Source organism: Plantibacter sp. MPB07 (genome assembly GCF_046619465.1).
GTDB classification, from domain to species: Bacteria; Actinomycetota; Actinomycetes; order Actinomycetales; family Microbacteriaceae; genus Plantibacter; species Plantibacter auratus.
Window position 1 is genome coordinate 2,421,758 of the sequence record NZ_CP177043.1, and the last position, 18,943, is coordinate 2,440,700.

The window sequence follows — 18,943 nt, forward strand, 5'->3', positions numbered from 1 at the left end:
GTCAGCGGGCCGCGCGGACGCCCTGTCGCTGCCAGGTGACGACCATGCGTCGCGCATACTGGGTCGCCGCGACGAAGTGGCCGAGGAGTCCCAGGAGGATCGCCACGAAGCCGACCCCGCCGAAGACCCGGTAGAGCGCCGACGCCGGATCCCCGCCGCCGAGCGCGAGGCCGATGAGCAGCGCGAAGAAGCCGACGAAGAGGAACACCGTCCGGATCTTGCCGGCGATGCTCACCGGCACCTCGGGCGTCCCGCGGAATGCGACGACGGCGACGAACGCGAGCAGGAGGTCGGGGACGATCATGACCACGAACACCTGCCACGGGATGATCTGCGCGATGGCGAACGACGCGGCGACCACGACCACGGTCAGACGGTCGGCGACCCCGTCGAGCCAGGTGCCGAGCGCGGAGACCGTGCCCATGCGGCGCGCGATCTGCCCGTCGGCGACGTCGCTCAGGAACACCACCGCACCGACGACGAGCGCAGCCCAGTAGGAGCCGGTGATCACGAGGGCGGCGAACACCGGGAGCAGGACGATGCGCCCCGCCGTGATCGCGTTCGGGAGGTTCTTCCAGTCGTCGTCGGAGAACAGCTGCGTCCGGAGGCGCGCGAGCGGCGTCTTCTCGTGCAGGGTCACCGGGATCATCGCCTCGTCGCCGGGGATCGCGGCACCGCGGCGGAATCGGGCGATCGCGACCACCGTGACCACCACGACGAGCGCGAACAGCAGCACCCAGCCGGTGGCACCGAGGTACTGGCGGACCGTGTCGAGCGTGGCGCGGACGAGGGAGCCGACCCCGACGTAGACGGCGGACCAGAGGAGGGAGCCCAGCAGCGATGCCGCGAGGAACGACCGGTAGGGCACGCGGGCGACCCCGGCGGCGGTCGGTGTCAGGCATCGGAGCACGGGGACGAGCCTCGTGAGGAAGACGGCCTGGGCCCCGCGTCGCTCGAGCGCCTCGACCGCGCGGTCCCAGCCGTCGACGCCGAGCCGCCGGACGATGGCCGAGTCACGGAGGCGACCACCGGAACGCCGACCGAGGAGGTAGCCGAGCTGGTCCCCGAGCGACCCGCCGAGGGCGACCGCGAGGACCAGCACGAGGGCACCGGGGGCGGAGTCGAGCATGGCCGCGAGGAGGAGCACCACCGGTTCACCGGGGACGACGAGGCCGAGCCACAGGCCGGATTCGGCGGTCGTGAACAGGAGCCCGAGGAGCCAGATCAGCGGATCGGGCAGCGCCGTCGCGGCGTCGTTCACCCACCCGATGATGTCCACGGATCCCCGTTCAGCAGTGCGATCCGCACTCCTGGGTGGGGCGCGGCTCGCCCAAGTCTACGGACGAGCCGCGCCCTCCCATCCCCGAGGGGGCGTTCAAACGGTCATTCGCCGGACAGCTCGTCCCGATTCGCGCGTCGACGACGCAGGACGGCCGCGGTGACGACACCTGCGGCACCGAGCACGAAGAGCGCTCCGGCAGCGACGATCCACGGCATCGCGTCCGCACCGGTCGAGGGCAGACGACCCGCGTTGCTGGGAACGGCGGGGTCGCTCGGCGTCGCCGTTGGGACGGGCGGCACCGGAGCGACCTCGTCGGCGACGAGCACGAAGGTGGGCACCGTCTGGACCGCGCCGTCCGTGCCGACCACGACGGTGGCGGTCGTGACGCCACCTGCGGCCACCGAATACCCGGCAGGTACGGTCAGCGTGACCTCGTAGCTGCCCGGCGCCAGGTCGGCGAGCCCGTAGGACCCCTCGGCCGTCGTGGTCAGGGCGACCGGGCCGCCCGGCGTCGTCACGGTGACCGTCGCTGCGGGCACCGGGGCGTCGGTGTCCGTGCGGACGTCGCCGATGACGGTGCCGAGTCGAGCGAGCTCAAAGTCGACCGCGTCGAGATCGGTTCCGGCGAGCTCCTCCTCCCGGGTGGCCGCTCCGGAGACGACGTACCCCTCCGGGGCGACGACCGAGACCTCGTAGGAGCCAGCGGGCAGGAGCGGGAAGCGGTAGGAACCGTCGGCGGCCGTGACGGCGCTCTCGACACCGTTCGGACCGTCGACACTCACGGTGACGCCGGCCACACCGACCCCACCGGACGTGATCACCCCGCCGAGACTGGGATTCGCGACGAGCACGAAGTCCTGCTGGGTGATGGGTGTCTCGCTCCCGACCGGCACGGTGAACGATGCGGGGGCGGTCTGCACCGCGTAGCCCGCGGGCGGCGTGATGACGACCGTGTGGTCGCCGACCGGCACGGTGTCGAAGAGGTAGTTCCCGTCGGTGTCGGTGGTGACGCTGCCGACACCGTCGATGGTGACGGTGGCACCTACTACCGGGACGCCGTCGGTGTCGAGCGCGGTGCCGGACACGGCGACGGGCACGATGTCGCGGACGGTGAAGTCCGCGACGGCGTCGGCGTCTGTGAGGTCGGCGGCGGCTCGTGCGGGACCGACGGCGATCTTGCCGGTCGGCGGGACGAGTTGCACCGTGTAGCCGTCGGTCGCGAAGTAGCCGGCGAAGGTGTAGGCGCCGCCACCAGTGGTCGTGGTCGACGCCACCACCCGGCCGTCGCGGTCGATGAGGCGGACGCCGACGCCGTCCAGCGGGCCGGTGGTCTGGTCGGTCACGGTGCCGGTCACGTCACGCGCGATCGACGCGAACCACGCCTGGTAGACGGGCGCGCCGAGACGCTGCTGGAAGGTGAACGTGAGGCTGGAGATCGGGGCGGAGGGTTCGAACCACCCCGCCGCCCCGGCGGTGTCCTGGGCGGCGTCGTTGCCGCGGAGCACCTGCGTCGCCGGGTCCCAGGTGGGGACGTCCGTGGCGGAACCGGTGCAGGACGGCTTGCCGGCCAGACCGGGAGCGCAGTAGTTGAAGCCACCGTTGAAGCCGAGTTCGTCCGCGGTGAGCGGGGTGCCGTCCGGGCCGATCGCCGTCACGGTGACCTGGTCGGCGTCGATGTCTCCGAGGACGAAGGTCCAACCGGACGGAGGCGTGGGTGTCGCGAAGGAGTAGGTGGTGGTCGAGGGCGACGCCGCGTTGTTCGCCTTGGGCTTGAGGTTCAGGTACGGCCGATCACGGCTGCTGCCGTACTTGGCACCGACCGGGGTCGACGCCGCCAGCCAGGTCGAGGTGCCGGGAACGCGGGCGGCGCCACCGAGTGAGTCACTCGTGAGGGCTGCCGTCAGCTCGGGTTGCCCGGCCAGGGTCATGATGCCCTGGTACGACCCTGATCCGCCGGAGAGCTCGGACCACGTCGCCCAGCTCGAGGTGGTCGCGGCGGAGGCCGCCGGGACGGCTGCGGTGAGCGCGAGCGCGGAGGCTCCGAGCAGGGCGAGCACAGCGGCTCCGATGCGGCGGGTCATGGGCGCCAGGATAAACGCACATCTGTTGCCTGCGAAACCCCTCTGTCCCGAATACGGGGGCCGGCGTGACCCGTGGTAACGACGGCGGCGGCACCGCAGACCCATGGGCGCGACACGCAGGATCATCCCGCAGGCGGATCGGAGATCGGGCGCACGGGCGACTCGCAACGGCGGTGATCCGAGGAGGCTGGAACCATCAACCGATCAGCTCCGCACACTGCGGAGAGAGCTCCGCACACCGCGGAGGAAGGAACCCCACCTCATGTCCGCCTCAGCCACCACCGAGTCCCCCACGATCTCGCCCGCCGAGGACGTGACCCTGGCAGACGCCCCGACCGAAGCGTTCGGCCCCGAGCCCCTCACCCAGGCCACGCCCGTGCAGGAGGTCGCGCCGACCCAGCCGACGACCCCGCTGCCCCTGGCACCCGTGCCTGCTGCGACGGCCGCCGACCGCGAGAGCTCGACCCAGACACTGTCGATCATCGCGTTCGCCCTGTCGATCGCCGCGATCGTCGCGCCGTCGTTCGTGCTCCTGCCGATCGCCTCACTCGTGCTCGGCATCATCGCGCTCGCCCGGAAGCCGAAGTCGAAGGGCTTCGCCCTCACCGCCGTCATCATCTCCGGCACCATGCTGGCGCTCGCCCTGATCGTCGCCGCCGGCGCAGCCCTGCTGCTCGGGGTGTCGGTGATCAGCAGCGGCTACGCCGGCTGACCCGATCTCCCGCCCGACGCCCGTCCGCTCCTCGAGCGGGCGGGCGTCGTGGCGTGTGCGCGGACAGCCGTTGATTGTTACACAATCCTGCGGCAGGCTGTCCCCATGACCCGTTCGCCGACCGAAACCCAGACGACCGGCAGCAGCACTGCCGCGGGGCGCCTGCCCGTCGCCGCCGCGGTCCTCGCCGCCGTGTGCTTCGGGACGACGGGCACGGCTCACGCGCTCCTACCGATCGAGGTCGGCTCGGTCGCGTTCGGCGCTGCACGCATCGTCTTCGGCGGAGCGCTCCTCGTCCTCGTGTGGGCGGCCTTCGCCCACCGCTCGAGGTCCACGCCACCTCGGACCCGCGTAGCGGAACTCGCAAGGCCCGCTCTGGTCGTCGCCGTCGTCGTCGGCACGATCGGTGTCACCGCGTACCAGCCGTTCTTCTTCCTCGGCGTGGAGCGCAACGGTGTCGCGATCGGGACCCTCACGGCACTCGGCTCCGCACCCGCGATCACCGGCCTCCTCGAATGGGCGATCCACCGCAGGCGCCCAAGCGGCCGCTGGTTCCTGGCCACGATCGTCGCCGCAGCCGGTGTCGCCGTCCTGTCCGGGGTGACGGGCGGCGGGATCGGGACCGTCTCGGTGGGCGGGTTGCTCGCGTCCGTCGGAGCCGGAGCCTCCTACGCCCTGTACACGCTCTGCAGCAAGGCGCTCATCGAGCACGGGTGGACGCCGCTCGGCACCATGGCGGCGCTCTTCGGCGGAGCGGCGCTCGTCTCCGTGCCGATCCTCCTCGCCACCGAGACCGCTTGGATCCTCACCGTGCCCGGCGCACTCGCGGTCGCGTGGCTCGCGCTCGTGAACACGGTGGCGGGGTACCTGCTGTTCGGCTACGCACTCGGCGGGTTGCCCGCGTCTCGGGTCGCAACGCTCACGCTCTTCGAACCATTGACGGCGACGCTCCTCGGCATCCTGCTCCTCGGAGAGTCCTTCGGGCTGTCCACCGTCATCGGTGCCGCGCTGCTCGTGATCGGACTCGCGATCCTCGTCGTACCGAAGCGCATCGACCGTCGCGAGGTCGCCCGATGACCGCGGTCGACGCCGTCGCGGACGCGCTGCGGGAGGACATCCTCGACGGACGGCTCGGCGCGGACGAGCCGTTGCGGGAGACCGCACTCACCGCCCGGTTCGGCGTCAACCGGCACACCGTCCGAGCGGCGCTCCAGGCGCTCGCGGCGGAGCGCCTCGTCACGTTCGAGGCCTACCGCGGCGCCCGGGTGCGGTCGTTCAGCGATGCGGACGTCCTCGCGCTCATGGAGTACCGGACGGCGATCGAGGCCGAGGCGGTCCGGCTGCTGCGAACGCGTGCGGAACCGTCGTCGCGCCCAGCGGCCTCGATCATCGCGGCGAACGACAGCCTCCGACGCATTTGCATCGAACGACCCGGCGATCACCGTGCCATCGAGGTCGCGCACGCCGAGCTGCACCACGCGATCGTCGCCGCGGCCCGGAGCCCTCGACTGAGCGAGGCGCACGCTGGCCTGGTCGCCGAGCTCGGCCTGTTCATGGTGCAGCTCCGGAGCGTCCTCCCGCCCGAGGAACTCATCGACCAGCACGACCGACTCGTTGATGCCCTCAGCGGCGACCACGGCGAGACGGAGCTCCGCGCGCACCTCGCGCACTCGGCAGAGCAGCTCATCGCGCTCCGCCGGTCGGCCCCCTGAACTCGGCACCTGAGCCACCCCTTCCGGCCCCTGAGCCACCCCTTCCGGTCCCTGAGCTTGTCGAAGGGCACCTCGACAAGCTCGGTGACCGGATGGCGCTCGGTGACCGGATGGCGCTCGGCGACCGGATGGCGCTCGGCGACCGGGTGCGGCTCGGCGACCAGGTGCGGCTCGACGACAGGACGGGCGATCAGCCTCGCGTCGAGGTGACCGCCTCCGGCCGCGTCGCGGTGGCGTCGGCCGCCGGCCGGACCGCGGGGTGCTCCCCGGACGGGCCCGACCACGGCAGCGTCACCGTGAACGTGGTGCCGGCGGACGACGAGGCGACCTCGATCGAGCCTTCGTGGCCCTCGGCGATGGACAGCGCGATCGCCAAACCGAGGCCCGTACTGCCGGCGGCACGCGAGCGCGACGAGTCGGCTCGGGCGAAGCGGTCGAAGAGCTCGGGGAGGAAGGCCTCGTCGATGCCGGGTCCGTCGTCGGCGATCGTCAGCGAGGCACACTGCGGCTCGTCGTGACTCTTCGGTGCGCTGATGCGGGTGACCACGGAGGTGCCGGCCGGGGTGTGCACGGCGGCGTTCGACAGCAGGTTCACGACGAGCTGGTGCAGGCGCTCGCGGTCGCCGCGCACGATGATCGCGCGCTCCGGCACGTCGACCGACCAGTGGTGCGCCGGTGCCGAGACGGCCGCGTCGCTCACGGCGGCGGCGACGAGGTCGCTCAGGTCCACGTCGTCGAGGTGCAGGTCCTGGCCCTCGTCGAGACGCGCCAACAGGAGCAACTCACTGACGAGCGAACTCATCCGGGTCGCCTCCGACTCGATGCGGGCGAGCGCGTGCTCCGTCATGGGCGGGAGGTTCTCGCTGTCCTGGCGGGTGAGCTCGGCGTAGCCCTGGATCGCAGCGAGCGGCGTCCGGAGTTCGTGGCTCGCGTCGGTGACGAACCGGCGCATGCGCTTGTCGGTCGCGGCTCGGACGGCGAGTGCGCGGTCGACGTGGTCGATGAGGCCGTTCAGCGCCTCGCCCACCTTGCCGATCTCCGTCCGGGGATCGGTGTCGGCCTGATCGACCCGCACGTCGATCCCGGTGTCGCCACGCTCGAGTTGCAGCGTGGACACCTCCTCGGCGGCGGCGGCCACGCGGGACAACGGTCGGAGCCCGAGGCGGACCACGATGATCGCCCCGACGATGGTGACCGCGAGCGCGAGCACGGCGAGGATCGCGATGACGATCGCCTCCTGCTGCACGGCCGCTCGCGGGGTGGCGAGCGAGACGCCGGCCACGAGGGTCTCGCCGTCGCCGTGGTCGAGGAACTCGAGTCGGTACCCGCCGAGCGACCCCAGCTCGATGTTCTGTCGCTCGGAGCTGTCGACCGCGACGGCCTCCTCGATGAGCGCCTTCGTCCGCACGTCGAGCGCCGTCGCGTTGGACTGGGTGAAACGCGCGGAGTCGACGACCCCACCGTCCGCGACGAGCGCGATGAGCGTCCCGGGCCCGTGGCCGACATAGTCCACGAACGGCTTGACGTAGCCGGGCTCACCGCGCGTGGCATCGGGGTCCACCACCGCTCCAGCACCGGCCTGCTGATCGTGGAACTTCACCACGGAGTGCTCGAAGGCCTCCATCGACCCGGTGAGCTGGGTGTCGACGACGGCGGTGACCGACGCTTCGACCGTGACGATCGTCAGGATGCCCGACACCGCGAGGACCGCTGCGATGACCGCCGCGATGCCCGTCACCAACCGTCGCTGCAGCGTCCACGGGTGCCGCCGGTTCGCCCGAGGCGTCGGCACGCCCGCAGTCGGAACCGATGCGGTGCTCATTCGACCGGCCGCAGCACGTATCCGACACCGCGGACGGTGTGGATCATCGGCGCACGGTCGGCGTCGATCTTCTTGCGGAGGTAGGAGACGTAGAGGTCGACGATGCTGGCCTTGCCGGCGAAGTCGTAGTTCCACACGCGGTCGAGGATCTGGGCACGACTCAGCACGCGCTTCGGATTGCGCATGAAGTAGCGCAGCAGTTCGAACTCGGTCGTCGTGAGCGCCACCGGCTCGCCGTCGCGACTGACCTCGTAGCTGCGCTCGTCGAGGAAGAGCCCACCGATCGTGATGCGGGAGTCGTCGTCGGACACGACGTGCGCGGTGCGGCGGAGGAGACCGCGGAGACGGGCCACGAGCTCCTCCAGCGAGAACGGCTTCGTCATGTAGTCGTCGCCGCCGGCGGTGAGTCCCATGATGCGGTCGTCCACCGAGTCGCGAGCGGTGAGGAACAGGGTCGGGGTGCCCGATTCCGGCTCCCCCTGCGAGAAGCTGCGGAGCTGGCGCAGGACGCTCAGCCCGTCCATGTCGGGCAGCATGATGTCGAGGACCACGACGTCCGGACGTTCCGTGCGGTAGCGCTGGACGGCCTCGCGACCGTTGGTGGCGACGTCCACGACCCACCCCTCGTAGCCGAGGGCCAGGCTCACGAGGTCGGTCAGGACCGCTTCGTCGTCGACGAGGAGGACGCGGATGGGTGAACCGTCGGCCCGGTACATCCGCGGTAGCTTGGCGAGGACCGCCCGGCGGCGCCCCGAGTCGACGATCTGCGTTGGCAGGTCGGAGGGCATGGGTCGATTATCCGTCGTCGCGCTGCGAGGCGCGGGGAGCGACGGGCGATTCATAGAGGCCTCATATCTTTTCAGGCCGAGCCCATGGGTGCGGTGCCTACCGTGGAGGGCATGACCCGAGCAGAGCCCCTGGGCACGTCGTTCGCCCCCCGCCGTCGTCGGACGGCCGGAGCGACGGCCGAGCCTGCGGACCGGATCCGGAGCGGCCTCGCCGCCGCCGTCCGTGCTCTGCGTCCCCTGTTCCCGGCTGGTGTCTCACGTCCTCGATTCCTCCGCGGGCCGCGGATCGAGGCTCCCGTCGACGCGCACCCGATCAGCACCGACCGTCTCGTCCTGCGTCGCCACCGGTTGGAGGACGCCGAGGCCTGGTACCGCATCCAGTCCACACCGGCGGTCGTCGAGCACCTGCCGTGGCCGGTCCGCGACCGCGAGGCGTCCCGTGAGCACCTGCGGCACCGCGTCGGGCACCACCGCCTCTGGCAGTCGGGCGACTTCCTCGCCCTGGCCGTGGAGCACGACGGGCGGCTCGTCGGCGATGTCTCCCTGCATCTCCGGGAGGTCCACCCCGCCGAGCGCTCGGTCGAGATCGGATGGGTCCTCGACCCCGCCGTCGGCGGACGCGGTCTCGCGAGCGAGGCCTCCGAGGCGATGATCGACCTGGCCTTCCGCGAGCTCGGGGCGAAGACCGTCACAGCCGTCATCGAGCCGGAGAACACCAGGTCCATCGCCCTCGCCGAGCGGCTCGGCTTCCTGCGGGCGACCGCGCCGCGCCGGTCGTCGAGCATCACCTTCGCGATCACGCCCTCACTCCTCGCCGCGCGTCGTGCAGAACGCGTCGAAGCCAGGCACACGGGGTCCACCGTCACGCGCCCCTGATCGCCGGCGTCCCGATCGCCGAACCTGCCGGGGCTGAGTCTCCCCCACTCCAGCCTCGGCAGGTTCAGCCGTCGGGACGCCGGCGACGTGCGTCCCTCGTGTCACACGTCCACAACTCAGGTGCCCCCGGCGCGTCGCCTCCGGCTGCCGCCCGAGGGCGCCGCCCCGCCCGTAGCGTCCTGAGTTGTGCGCCGTCCAGGGTTCCGGTCGGTTCCAATATCCTATAGGATTATCGCGATGTGCCGGCTTGCGCCGGATCGACGGACTCGATGACGAGGAGATGCAGATGACCAGGCTCTGGAACCGACCGGCCGACTTCGCGGATGAGATGGTGGACGGCTTCGTCCGCGCCAACGGACGCTGGGTGCGCAAGGTCTCCGGCGGGGTGTCGCGCTCCACGAAATCCGCGGAACCGGAGGTCGCCCTCGTGATCGGTGGCGGATCCGGCCACTACCCCGCCTTCGCCGGCCTCGTCGGCCCGGGACTCGCCCACGGTGCGGCCATGGGCAACCTCTTCGCCTCGCCGTCCGCACACCAGGTGGAGAGCGTCGTCCGCGCGAGCGAGCAGGGACGGGGCGTCCTCCTCAGCTACGGCAACTACGCCGGCGACGTCCTGCACTTCACCGCGGCGCAGGACGCCGTGAAGGCCGACGGCATCGACTGCCGCACCGTCACCGTGACCGACGACATCTTCAGCGCACCGCCCACCGAACTCGAGAAGCGGCGCGGGATCGCGGGCGACCTCACCGTCTTCAAGGTCGCTGGTGGTGCGGCATCGGGTGGATACTCCATCGACGACGTCGAGCGCGTGGCGATCCTCGCCAACGCCCGCACCCGTTCGATGGGCGTCGCGTTCTCCGGGTGCACGCTGCCCGGTGCCGACGAGCCGTTGTTCTCCGTGCCGGAGGGACGGATGGCCGTCGGGCTCGGCATCCACGGCGAGCCCGGTATCGACGAGACCGACATCCCCTCCGCCGACGGGTTGGCGGAGTTGTTCGTGCACCACCTCCTGAACGAGGCCGAGATCCCGGACGGCGTCACGCCGAACGGCGCACGCGTCGTCCCGATCCTCAACGGCCTCGGCTCCGTGAAGTCGGAGGAGCTGTTCGTCGTCTACGACCGCATCGCCTCCCTACTGGAGGACGCCGGGATCACCCTCGTCGATCCGCAGGTCGGTGAGTTCTGCACGAGCTTCGACATGGCCGGCGTCTCGCTCACCCTGCTCTGGGTCGACGAGGAGCTGGAGCGACTGTGGAGTGCCGCTGCGGACACCCCCGCGTTCCGCACGGGCGCCGTCGACTCCGGCGCGCTCGAGACCGTCGCCGCCGACGACACCGAGGGCGTCGCCTTCGTCGTGCCGGACGCCTCGCCCGAGTCGCAGGAGTCGGCAGCCGTCGTGGCCGACGCGATCTCCGCGATCCAGGAGCTCCTCGCGGAGCACGCTGACGAGCTGGGACGCCTCGACGCCATCGTCGGCGACGGCGACCACGGCATCGGCATGGACCGCGGGGCGACCGCTGCCGCCGCCGAGGCCGAGCGCCTGCGTGAGGCCGGTGCCGGCGTCGCGACGCTGCTCGACCGCTCGGGCGACGCCTGGTCCGACCGCGCCGGTGGCACCTCGGGCGCGCTGTGGGGCGTCATGCTCCGCACCCTCGGCGAGCGCCTCGGCGACGCCGAACGCCCGACCGCCACCGCCGTGAGCGAGGGCGTGACCGCAGCGAAGGACGCCGTCATGCGCTATGGCAAGGCCTCCGTCGGCGACAAGACGCTCGTCGACGCCCTGGTCCCGTTCGCCGACACGCTCGCAGAACGCGTCGCCGCCGGCGACGACCTCTCCACCGCCTGGACCACGGCGGCGGCAGCGGCCACCACCGCGGCCCACGACACGGCAGGTCTCATGCCCGGCATGGGTCGCGCCCGCTCGCACGGCTCGAAGGCCGTCGGCGTCGAGGACCCCGGGGCCGTCTCCCTCGCCCTCATCGTCGAGCGCGTCGGCACCCTCCTCGCCGAGCACTGACGCCCGATCCCCCGAAGCGAAACCCCGGTCCCTGAGCTTGTCGAAGGGCCACCCGCTCCAGCAACGAAAGGCACACCATGACCCGCACCTGGCGAATCGTCATCGGCTCCGATGACGCCGGTTACGACTACAAGGAGATCCTCAAGCGCGACCTCGAGGCGAGCGACCTGGTCGCCTCCGTGGTCGATGTCGGGGTCGACGCCGACGGCCACACCAACTACCCGACCGTCGCGGTGACCGCGGCCGAGATCGTCGCCCGCGGCGAGGCCGACCGCGCGCTGCTCATCTGCGGCACGGGCCTCGGCGTCGCGATCGCGGCCAACAAGGTCCAGGGCATCCGAGCCGTCACCGCGCACGACGGCTTCTCCGTCGAACGCGGGGTGCTCTCGAACGACGCCCAAGTGCTCTGCATGGGCCAGCGGGTCGTCGGCATCGAACTCGCCCGCCGCAACGTGCGCGAGTGGCTCACCTACGAGTTCGACGCCTCGAGCGCGTCGAACGACAAGGTGCAGGAGATCAGCGCGTACGAAGCGTCCTGATGTCAGGACGTCCCAGACTCGTCGGCGTGAGCCTGAAGATGTACTTCGGGCACGCGCAGACGCTCGACTGGTGCTCGGTCGTCGCGGGGGTGTCGGCCGAGCACCACGCACTCCGATCCGGCGCGGCGGAGCTGTTCGTCATCCCCGGATACCTCTCGGTGACCGGCGCGGTCGAGCGGCTCCGCGGCGTCGCAGCCGTGGGGGCTCAGGACCTCGCGACCGAGGACACCGGGGCGTTCACCGGCGAGGTGAGCGGTGCCGAGCTCCGCGAGGTCGGCTGCGAGGTCGTCGAGGTCGGGCACGCGGAGCGGCGCCGACTGTTCGGTGAGACGCCCGACGTCGTCCGCGCGAAGACGACCGCCGCGCTCCGCAACGGTCTCGCGCCGGTGCTGTGCATCGGCGAGGCCGAGCACGGACACGCCGAGGTGGCGGCCGCGGAGTGCGTCGCACAGCTCGACGACGCCCTGGCAGGGGCGGTCGCCGCCGGGATCGTGGGCCGCGTCATCGTCGCCTACGAACCACACTGGGCCATCGGCGCCACCGAGGCCGCGAGTCCAGCCCACATCCGCACGGTGTGCCTCCGGCTGCGCGGCCACCTCGACGCGCTCGCCGCGGCCGGGCACATCGACACCTCCTCGGCCGTCATCTACGGCGGGAGCGCCGGACCCGGCCTGCTGACCACGATCGGCGACGCGGTCGACGGGGTCTTCCTCGGCCGCTTCGCCCACGATCCGGCAGCCCTCTCGCTGGTGCTCGACGAGGTGGCCGGCCTCGACCGCGCGGGCTCCGACCTGCCGCGATGACGCCTGGAGGCCCCGTAAACTGGTCCTCGACGATCATCGCGGCCGCTCGACCGGAGGTTCCCCTCCGTGACGACGCCTCGAGCACACCCTTCGGAGGCTGCCGTGGTTGATGCCGTCTTCCCGCTCGGCGCCTCCTCCTCGCTCGAACGCCGCGGTCTGCGCGACCGCGTCTACGAGCTGGTGCTCGACATGCTCCTGAGCTCCGGTATCGAACCGGGTGCCCGCCTGTCGATCGACGCCATCGCCCGCGACCTCGACGTCTCGCCGACGCCGGTCCGCGAGGCGCTCGTCCAGCTGGAGCGCACCGGGCTCGTCACCCGGGTCACCCACAAGGGCTACCGGGTGGCACCGCCGCTCGCCGACGACCAGCTCGAGTCGCTGTTCGACGCCCGCATCGTGCTCGAGAGCGGCGCCACCGCGCTGGCCGCCGCCCACGCCGACGAGCTCGTCCCGGCCCTCGAGGTCGCCCTCGCTCAGCACGTCGAGATGACCGCCAGGGTGCGCGCCGCGGCGTCGGCCGGCGAGATCCCCGTCGCACTCCTCCGCGAGTACTTCGCGGTCGACTGGAACTTCCACCACCTCATCTTCGAGGGCACCCGCAACCCCTTCCTCCTCGACATGTCCGAGGGCATCTCCACCCGCGTGCACCGCATGCGCCAGACGGTCGAGACGGGCGTCACCGACGCCGACCAAGCGGTCGTCGAACACCGGGCCATCCTCGACGCGTTCTCCGACGGCCCCGAGACCGCCGCGGCGGCCATGCGCTCGCACATCGAGCTCGTGCGCACCCGCGCCCGCAGCGACGCCGAGCACTGAGCCGCCCTTCGACAGACTCAGGGACCGAGTCCGCCGGTCCCTGAGCCGCCCTCCTCCGGTCCCTGAGCCTGTCGAAGGGCAGAACGGGGCCGACCGCCTGAGCGATCGACCCCGTCCGGGTGTTGCGGTGAGACTAGTGCGCCGTGCGGTTCGCCGTCGTCTCGAGCAGCTCGTCCGCCTTCGCACCACGGAAGAACCGGGTGCAGTAGAGCATCGCGGCCGCGAGGAAGGCGAACACCCCGAGCGAGACCACGCCCCACACGCCGCTGTCGGTCGGCACGCTCTCGTTGATCCCGGTGCGCATGATCGGTGCCACGAAGCCGCCGAGGTTACCGAGCGAGTTGATGAGGCCGATGCCCGCCGCTGCAGCCGTTCCGGTGAGGAACGCCGTCGGGTAGGCCCACGTGATCGGCCCGACCGAGAGGAAGCTCGCCACGGCGATCGTGATGAACAGGATGCCGAGGATGGGCTGGTTGTTCGCGCCCGCCCAGGCCGAGGCCAGGATGAAGACGCCGGTCGAGATGTAGAACCACGTGCCCCAGGTGCGCCGACGGACGACGGTGTTCGCGTTCCGTCCCACGTAGTAGCAGGCGAAGAGGCCGACCAGCCACGGGATGGCCGCCACGAGGCCGACCTGCCAGCCGACGTCCTGGCCGATGAGGTTCGAGACCTGCTGCGGCAGGTAGAACGTCGTGCCGTACACCGCGATCTGCAGGCAGAAGTAGATGATGGTGAAGTACCACACCTTCCAACTCGTCATCGCCTTCGCAATACCGGTCGGGCCGTCCGACTGCCGTACGGTGTCCTCGCGTTCCATTGCGGCCGTCAGCGAGTCCTTCTCCTGTTGGTCCAGCCATTTCGCCTGTTGTGGCGAGTTGGTGAGGAAGTAGAGCGCTGCGAAGCCGGCCAGGACCGCGAGCATGCCCTCGGCGAAGAACATCACCTGCCAGCCATGCCACGGGGTCAGGGCGTCGCCGAAGCTGATGAGGCCACCACTCAGCGGGGCGCCGAGCATCTGTGAGAACGGCTGCGCCAGGTAGAAGATCGAGAACATCTGGACACGGACCTTGTTCGGGAACCACTCCGACAGGAACATGATCACGCCGGGGAAGAGCCCGGCCTCGGTCACGCCGAGCAAGAACCGCAGGACGATGAACATCGTGTCGTTCGTCGTGAAGGCGAACAGGGCGGCGACGATGCCCCAGGTCACCGCGATGCGGGCGAGCCAGAACCGGGCGCCGAACTTCTTCAGCAGCAGGTTGCTCGGGATCTCGAAGATCGCGTAGCCGATGAAGAAGATGCCGGCGCCGAGGGCGAAGGCACCGTTCGAGATGCCGCGGTCGACGCTGAGCGCCTCCTCGGCGAAGCCGACGTTCGTGCGGTCGAGGAACGCGACGAAGTACAGGATGACGAGCATCGGCATGAGGTGCTTCGACGCCTTGCGGATCGCCGACTTCAGCGCCGGATCGTTGGTCGATCCGATCGCCGGCGGATTGGGTGTGGACAAGACACTCTCCTTTGAGATGACTGGTGCGGGTGGGTGCTGCCGGTGCTACTGCTGCTGCTGGCGGTGGTCAGGAGACCATCGAGGGGATGATCATCCAGAGGCCGATGCCGACGAAGACGACGCCGAGACCGAGGAAGATCAACCGGGATTTGGTCCACTGACCGGTGAGGTGCTGCATGGTGCTGCTCCGTTCGCTCGTGGTGCGTGTGGTGGATCAGTGCATGTAGAGGCCGCCGTCGACGTTCAGCGTCTGACCGGTGACGAAGCCGGCGTCCTCACTGATGAGGTAGGCGATGGCGGCGGCGATGTCGCGTGGGGTGCCGATGCGGGGCAGGACGCCGTCGGCGGCCATGGCCGTCTTGCGCTCCTCGGTGAGGGTGCCGCCCATGATGTCGGTGTCGATGGGTCCGGGCGAGATGGCGTTGACCGTGATGCCGTCGTGGCCGAGCTCACGGGCGACGCTGCGGGTGAAGCCGATCACGCCGGCCTTCGCCGCCGAGTAGGCCGTCTTGCTGAAGGTGCCGCCGCCGCGCTGGGCGGAGACGGACGACAGGCTGACGACCCGACCGACGCCGTTCGACACCATCGACTCCACCGCACGGCGGGTCGTGTAGTGGACGCCGTTGAGGTTGATGTCGATGACGCGCTTCCACTCGTCGGCGCTCACCTCGAGGTAGGGCACCGGTGAGGCGACGCCCGCGAGGTTCACGAGGGCGACGAGCTGTGGGAGGGCGGCCTCGAGTGCGTCGAACGCGGCACGCACCTGCGCCTCGTCGGCGACGTTCGCGCCGGCGCCGGCCGCTTGCACCCCGTGCTGCTCCGCGATCTCGGCGGCGACCGCCTGCGCCGCAGCCTCGTCGAGGTCGATGATCCCGATGTTCCAGCCGAGTTCGGCGAGGTGGTGGGCGGAGGCGCGACCGATGCCGCGCGGGGAGGCTGCACCGGTGAGGACGACGGTCTTGGATTCGGGGAAGCTGGTGGCGGTCATGGCCGGCCTTTCTGCGTGGGAGTGGTGAAGTCGGTGTCCGATCGAGCCGGACGGTGCGCTCGGTCGGCGCCGCGCTCAGTTGATGGGCGCGGGGCCGAGCTCGTCCATGAGCTGCTTGATCGCGACGTAGGCCTTGTTGCGGTAGGCGATCAGCTCGGGCGTGCGGTCGGCCGGGACGTCGAGGTAGCCGGCACCCGACTTGGTGCCGAACTTGCCGGCGTCGACGAGCTCCTTGAGCGAGTCCGGCGTGGCGAACCGCTCGGGCCACCGGGTCTGGAGCGAGGCGTAGCAGAACGAGTACACGTCGAGTCCGGCCATGTCGGCGATCGCGAAGGGACCGAAGACGGGGAGCCGGAAGCCGAAGGTGGTGCGGACGATCGTGTCGATGTCCTCGGGCGTCGCGACGCCCTCCTCGACGAGCTGCGTCGCCTCGTGGAACAGCGCGTACTGCAGTCGGTTGAGCACGAAGCCGGTGGCGTCCTTGACGCGGGCGGTCTCCTTGCCGGTCGCTGCGACGATCTCCTCGACGGTGGCGATCGCCGCATCGGCGGTGGTCTCGTGCGGGATGAGTTCGACGCCGGGGATGAACGGGGCCGGGTTCGAGAAGTGGACGCCGAGGAACCGCTCCGGGTTCGTGACGGCCTCGGCGAGCGAACCGATGAGGATGGTCGAGGTGTTCGAGCCAATGATGGCGTCGGGCGAGGCGGCAGCGCTGATGCGACGGAGGGTCTCGTGCTTGATCTCGATCTTCTCGGGGACGGCCTCCTCGATGAAGTCGGCTCCGGTGACGGCCTCCTCGATGGACGCGGCGGGCGAGACGTTGGCGCGGATCCGCTCCACGGCGTCGGCGGGGAAGAGTCCGTCGGCGACGAACTGCTCGGCCTCGGCGATGAGGCGGTCGTAGTTCTTGCGCGCGATCTCCTCGGAGATGTCGGCGATGCGGACGGTGGCGCCGGACAGCGCGAGCACTTGGGCGATGCCGCCGCCCATGTACCCCGATCCGACGACGGCGATGGTGTGTGTGGTCATGATGAAGCTCTCCTGTGGTCGTCTGGATCAGGCCTGCGGCAGCAGGGTCCTGATGTACTTCTGGTTGGTGGAGCACATGCCGAGGCTGTCGCCGCCGTAGTGCTCGGCCAGGATGATGCCGTTGAAGCCGAGCTCGACGGCGTCGCGGAAGACCTGGCGGTAGTTGATGAGCCCGGCCTCCATGGTGGAGGGCACGGACGTCGCCCAGCTGCCGTCGGCCGCCTCGTCGCGGGTGTAGTTCTTCACGTGCATGTAGTTGGCGTACGGCAGGGTCTTGGCGAACAGCTCGCGCCAGTCCTCCACCGGGCGGTGCAGGCGGATGAGGTTCGCGACGTCGGGGTTCAGACCGACGTTGTCGAGCCCGACCTCCTCCACGAACCGGACCGCGCTGTCGGCGGTGCCGAGGTAGGTGTCCTCGTAGAGTTCGAGGGCGAGTGGCAGCCCGACGTCGGCCGCGTGCTTGCCGAGCTCGCGGATGCGGCTGACGGCGGCGTTCCAGACCTCGGGGTCGTCGGGGTCCTTCGGGCCCTGGGCGGTCCAGAACCAGAGCGCCTTGCGCTGGGCCTCGCTGAAGGGCTGGTGCAGGCCGGTGGAGAAGACCTGCATCCCCCACTCGGCGGCGGCGTCGATCGTGCGGTGCGCGTATTCGAGGTTGCGTTCCTCGTGTCCCGGCATGATCACGCTCTGGCGCTGCAGGTGGACGGACGGGACGCCGACGCCGTGCGACTTCGCGATGGCGAGGAACTCGTCGCGACGGGACGGTTCGAGGTCGGCGGGCCGGACGTGGCTGTCGGGCAGTTCGGCGAGGGTGAACCCGACGCCGGCGACCTGCGCGAAGAGGTCGTCCCAGGCTTCGGGTTCCGCGTCGTGCAGGGAGACGCCGTTGCGGTCGACGGGTGGGATGCCGTGCAGGCAGGTGGCGATGGGCCAGGTGTCGGCGGTCCGTCGGGGGGTCGACGCGGTCGCGGTCGTATCCGTCATGATGCTCCATTGCGCTCAGGGACTGCTCGGGGCTGGTGCTCCCGGTCAAAAAAGATCCTATAGGAAATAGTAAAGCGTTTCCACGAATGCGCAAGGGCACTTCGACAGGCTCAGTGACCGGCGGGGGGGGCTCGGCGACCGGCGGAGGGGAGGAGGGGAGGAGGGGAGGAGGGCTTCCGGTGTCCGAGTGCGCCCGGTCACCGAGCACTGCCGGTCATCGAGCCTGTCGAGGTGGGACGTCGGGGCTCAGCCGCCGAGGATGTCCCAGTCCTCGTCGTCCGCGTCGGCGATGCCGCCCGCGATGAACGCTTCGCCGGCCTCGGTGGCGCGATCGCGCACACCGACCAACAGCTCTTCCAGCGAACCGGCCGAGAGGAACCGCATCTGGTCGAGCTCGCTCACCGGGGCGATGCCCGCGAGCTGCCACGACGACTCCAGCGGGTCGTCGGCGAGCTCCACGACCGAGGCCCACTGCTGCTCGCTGAACTCGCTGGCCACGGCCAGCGAACGCCGCACCGCCGCCTCGGTCTCGTCCCGCAGCTGCTCCCAGCGCTCGTCCCACTCCAGGTCGTCGAGCGTGCGGATCTCGGCGCGTGGGTACGGGTCGTCCGGCAGCCAGTCGGTCACCTCGAAGCGCTGACCGCCCTCGGCGATCACCGCCACGAAGCCCTCGCCGCCGTCGACCTCGACGATCTCCGCCACGGTCCCCGTCCGGAAGCGGTGCTCACCGCCTCCCGTCTCGCGCCCGCGCTCGATGAGCACCACGCCGAACGCCGGGTCCTCGGCCTCGAGCAGGTGGGCGAGCATGGTCAGGTAGCGCTCCTCGAAGAGCCGCAGGGCGAGCGGCATGTGCGGGAACAGCACAGAGCCGAGCGGGAACATCGGCAGCTCGAGGACCGGGAGGCCGGACGCCCAGGGCTCGGCACTGAAGGAGTCGGTCATGTCACTCTCCCTCCGTCTCGCAGGTCCGACCGGGTGCCGCCCGGCGAA

17 protein-coding genes are annotated in these 18,943 nt (G+C 70.6%); 8 read left to right on the forward strand and 9 right to left on the reverse strand.

All coding sequences use genetic code 11. The features are described from left to right. Window position 1: 1 nt before the first annotated feature. Together ACLIME_RS11130 and ACLIME_RS11135 are read right to left on the reverse strand one after the other, a co-directional pair. A complete protein-coding gene (locus tag ACLIME_RS11130) occupies window positions 2–1,279 on the reverse strand; it encodes a CDP-alcohol phosphatidyltransferase family protein (protein ID WP_411556940.1) in 1,278 nt (425 codons plus the stop codon). Window positions 1,280–1,383: 104 nt separating this feature from the next. Beyond that, window positions 1,384–3,363 (reverse strand): carboxypeptidase regulatory-like domain-containing protein, encoded by a 1,980-nt coding sequence (locus ACLIME_RS11135; RefSeq protein ID WP_411556941.1) that lies wholly within the window; start codon window positions 3,361–3,363, stop codon window positions 1,384–1,386. A 262-nt stretch (window positions 3,364–3,625) separates the two neighbouring features. On the opposite strand from ACLIME_RS11135, the gene ACLIME_RS11140 reads away from it, so the two are divergent. From ACLIME_RS11140 to ACLIME_RS11150, 3 genes are all read left to right on the forward strand, one after another. Continuing rightward, on the forward strand, window positions 3,626–4,075 hold the full coding sequence (locus ACLIME_RS11140; protein ID WP_411556942.1) for a hypothetical protein: 450 nt from the start codon (window positions 3,626–3,628) through the stop codon (window positions 4,073–4,075). A gap of 105 nt (window positions 4,076–4,180) precedes the next feature. Then, on the forward strand, window positions 4,181–5,152 hold the full coding sequence (locus ACLIME_RS11145; RefSeq protein WP_411556943.1) for a DMT family transporter: 972 nt from the start codon (window positions 4,181–4,183) through the stop codon (window positions 5,150–5,152). Further along, window positions 5,149–5,787, forward strand: a complete 639-nt coding sequence (locus ACLIME_RS11150; protein WP_411556944.1) for a GntR family transcriptional regulator — start codon at window positions 5,149–5,151, stop codon at window positions 5,785–5,787. Before ACLIME_RS11145 ends, ACLIME_RS11150 begins: the two co-directional genes overlap by 4 nt. A 190-nt stretch (window positions 5,788–5,977) precedes the next feature. On the opposite strand, the gene ACLIME_RS11155 is transcribed toward ACLIME_RS11150, so the two are convergent. Together ACLIME_RS11155 and ACLIME_RS11160 are read right to left on the reverse strand one after the other, a co-directional pair. After that, entirely contained in the window at window positions 5,978–7,609 is a 1,632-nt protein-coding gene (locus tag ACLIME_RS11155) for a sensor histidine kinase (RefSeq protein WP_411556945.1), read from the reverse strand. Continuing rightward, window positions 7,606–8,397 (reverse strand): response regulator transcription factor, encoded by a 792-nt coding sequence (locus tag ACLIME_RS11160; protein ID WP_064295688.1) that lies wholly within the window; start codon window positions 8,395–8,397, stop codon window positions 7,606–7,608. The genes ACLIME_RS11155 and ACLIME_RS11160 overlap by 4 nt, the downstream gene beginning before the upstream one ends. A 111-nt stretch (window positions 8,398–8,508) precedes the next feature. On the opposite strand from ACLIME_RS11160, the gene ACLIME_RS11165 reads away from it, so the two are divergent. From ACLIME_RS11165 to ACLIME_RS11185, 5 genes are all read left to right on the forward strand, one after another. Beyond that, entirely contained in the window at window positions 8,509–9,273 is a 765-nt protein-coding gene (locus tag ACLIME_RS11165) for a GNAT family N-acetyltransferase (RefSeq protein WP_411556946.1), read from the forward strand. A 286-nt stretch (window positions 9,274–9,559) separates the two neighbouring features. Next, window positions 9,560–11,290, forward strand: coding sequence for a dihydroxyacetone kinase family protein (locus ACLIME_RS11170; protein WP_411556947.1), 1,731 nt, complete (start codon window positions 9,560–9,562; stop codon window positions 11,288–11,290). A gap of 77 nt (window positions 11,291–11,367) precedes the next feature. Next, window positions 11,368–11,829: a ribose-5-phosphate isomerase gene (locus ACLIME_RS11175; RefSeq protein ID WP_071258616.1), complete on the forward strand. Its 462-nt coding sequence runs from the start codon at window positions 11,368–11,370 to the stop codon at window positions 11,827–11,829. Between the two features lie 26 nt (window positions 11,830–11,855). Beyond that, on the forward strand, window positions 11,856–12,632 hold the full coding sequence (locus ACLIME_RS11180) for a triose-phosphate isomerase family protein (protein WP_411556948.1): 777 nt from the start codon (window positions 11,856–11,858) through the stop codon (window positions 12,630–12,632). A 102-nt stretch (window positions 12,633–12,734) separates the two neighbouring features. Further along, the gene (locus tag ACLIME_RS11185; protein WP_244175592.1) at window positions 12,735–13,448 is read left to right on the forward strand and encodes a GntR family transcriptional regulator; all 714 of its coding nucleotides are present in this window, start codon (window positions 12,735–12,737) and stop codon (window positions 13,446–13,448) included. A 133-nt stretch (window positions 13,449–13,581) separates the two neighbouring features. Here ACLIME_RS11185 and ACLIME_RS11190 read toward each other — a convergent pair whose 3' ends face one another. From ACLIME_RS11190 to ACLIME_RS11210, 5 genes are all read right to left on the reverse strand, one after another. Next, window positions 13,582–14,955: an MFS transporter gene (locus ACLIME_RS11190; RefSeq protein ID WP_240044097.1), complete on the reverse strand. Its 1,374-nt coding sequence runs from the start codon at window positions 14,953–14,955 to the stop codon at window positions 13,582–13,584. Window positions 14,956–15,169: 214 nt separating this feature from the next. Further along, the gene (locus ACLIME_RS11195) at window positions 15,170–15,943 is read right to left on the reverse strand and encodes an SDR family NAD(P)-dependent oxidoreductase (RefSeq protein ID WP_124767434.1); all 774 of its coding nucleotides are present in this window, start codon (window positions 15,941–15,943) and stop codon (window positions 15,170–15,172) included. A 75-nt stretch (window positions 15,944–16,018) separates the two neighbouring features. Further along, complete coding sequence (locus tag ACLIME_RS11200) at window positions 16,019–16,972, reverse strand: 3-hydroxyacyl-CoA dehydrogenase family protein (RefSeq protein ID WP_079706602.1); 954 nt, start codon at window positions 16,970–16,972, stop codon at window positions 16,019–16,021. Between the two features lie 27 nt (window positions 16,973–16,999). Then, window positions 17,000–17,953, reverse strand: coding sequence for a sugar phosphate isomerase/epimerase family protein (locus ACLIME_RS11205; RefSeq protein ID WP_411556949.1), 954 nt, complete (start codon window positions 17,951–17,953; stop codon window positions 17,000–17,002). Window positions 17,954–18,199: 246 nt separating this feature from the next. Beyond that, window positions 18,200–18,895 (reverse strand): LON peptidase substrate-binding domain-containing protein, encoded by a 696-nt coding sequence (locus tag ACLIME_RS11210; RefSeq protein WP_241160950.1) that lies wholly within the window; start codon window positions 18,893–18,895, stop codon window positions 18,200–18,202. Window positions 18,896–18,943: the final 48 nt, after the last annotated feature.

Coding starts and splice junctions, on each gene's coding strand:
- ACLIME_RS11135 (WP_411556941.1), bottom strand. CDS start 3,363: ATGACCCGCCGCATCGGAGCCGCTGTGCTCGCCCTGCTCGGAGCCTCC.
- ACLIME_RS11140 (WP_411556942.1), top strand. CDS start 3,626: ATGTCCGCCTCAGCCACCACCGAGTCCCCCACGATCTCGCCCGCCGAG.
- ACLIME_RS11145 (WP_411556943.1), top strand. CDS start 4,181: ATGACCCGTTCGCCGACCGAAACCCAGACGACCGGCAGCAGCACTGCC.
- ACLIME_RS11150 (WP_411556944.1), top strand. CDS start 5,149: ATGACCGCGGTCGACGCCGTCGCGGACGCGCTGCGGGAGGACATCCTC.
- ACLIME_RS11155 (WP_411556945.1), bottom strand. CDS start 7,609: ATGAGCACCGCATCGGTTCCGACTGCGGGCGTGCCGACGCCTCGGGCG.
- ACLIME_RS11160 (WP_064295688.1), bottom strand. CDS start 8,397: ATGCCCTCCGACCTGCCAACGCAGATCGTCGACTCGGGGCGCCGCCGG.
- ACLIME_RS11165 (WP_411556946.1), top strand. CDS start 8,509: ATGACCCGAGCAGAGCCCCTGGGCACGTCGTTCGCCCCCCGCCGTCGT.
- ACLIME_RS11170 (WP_411556947.1), top strand. CDS start 9,560: ATGACCAGGCTCTGGAACCGACCGGCCGACTTCGCGGATGAGATGGTG.
- ACLIME_RS11175 (WP_071258616.1), top strand. CDS start 11,368: ATGACCCGCACCTGGCGAATCGTCATCGGCTCCGATGACGCCGGTTAC.
- ACLIME_RS11195 (WP_124767434.1), bottom strand. CDS start 15,943: ATGACCGCCACCAGCTTCCCCGAATCCAAGACCGTCGTCCTCACCGGT.
- ACLIME_RS11200 (WP_079706602.1), bottom strand. CDS start 16,972: ATGACCACACACACCATCGCCGTCGTCGGATCGGGGTACATGGGCGGC.
- ACLIME_RS11205 (WP_411556949.1), bottom strand. CDS start 17,953: ATGACGGATACGACCGCGACCGCGTCGACCCCCCGACGGACCGCCGAC.
- ACLIME_RS11210 (WP_241160950.1), bottom strand. CDS start 18,895: ATGACCGACTCCTTCAGTGCCGAGCCCTGGGCGTCCGGCCTCCCGGTC.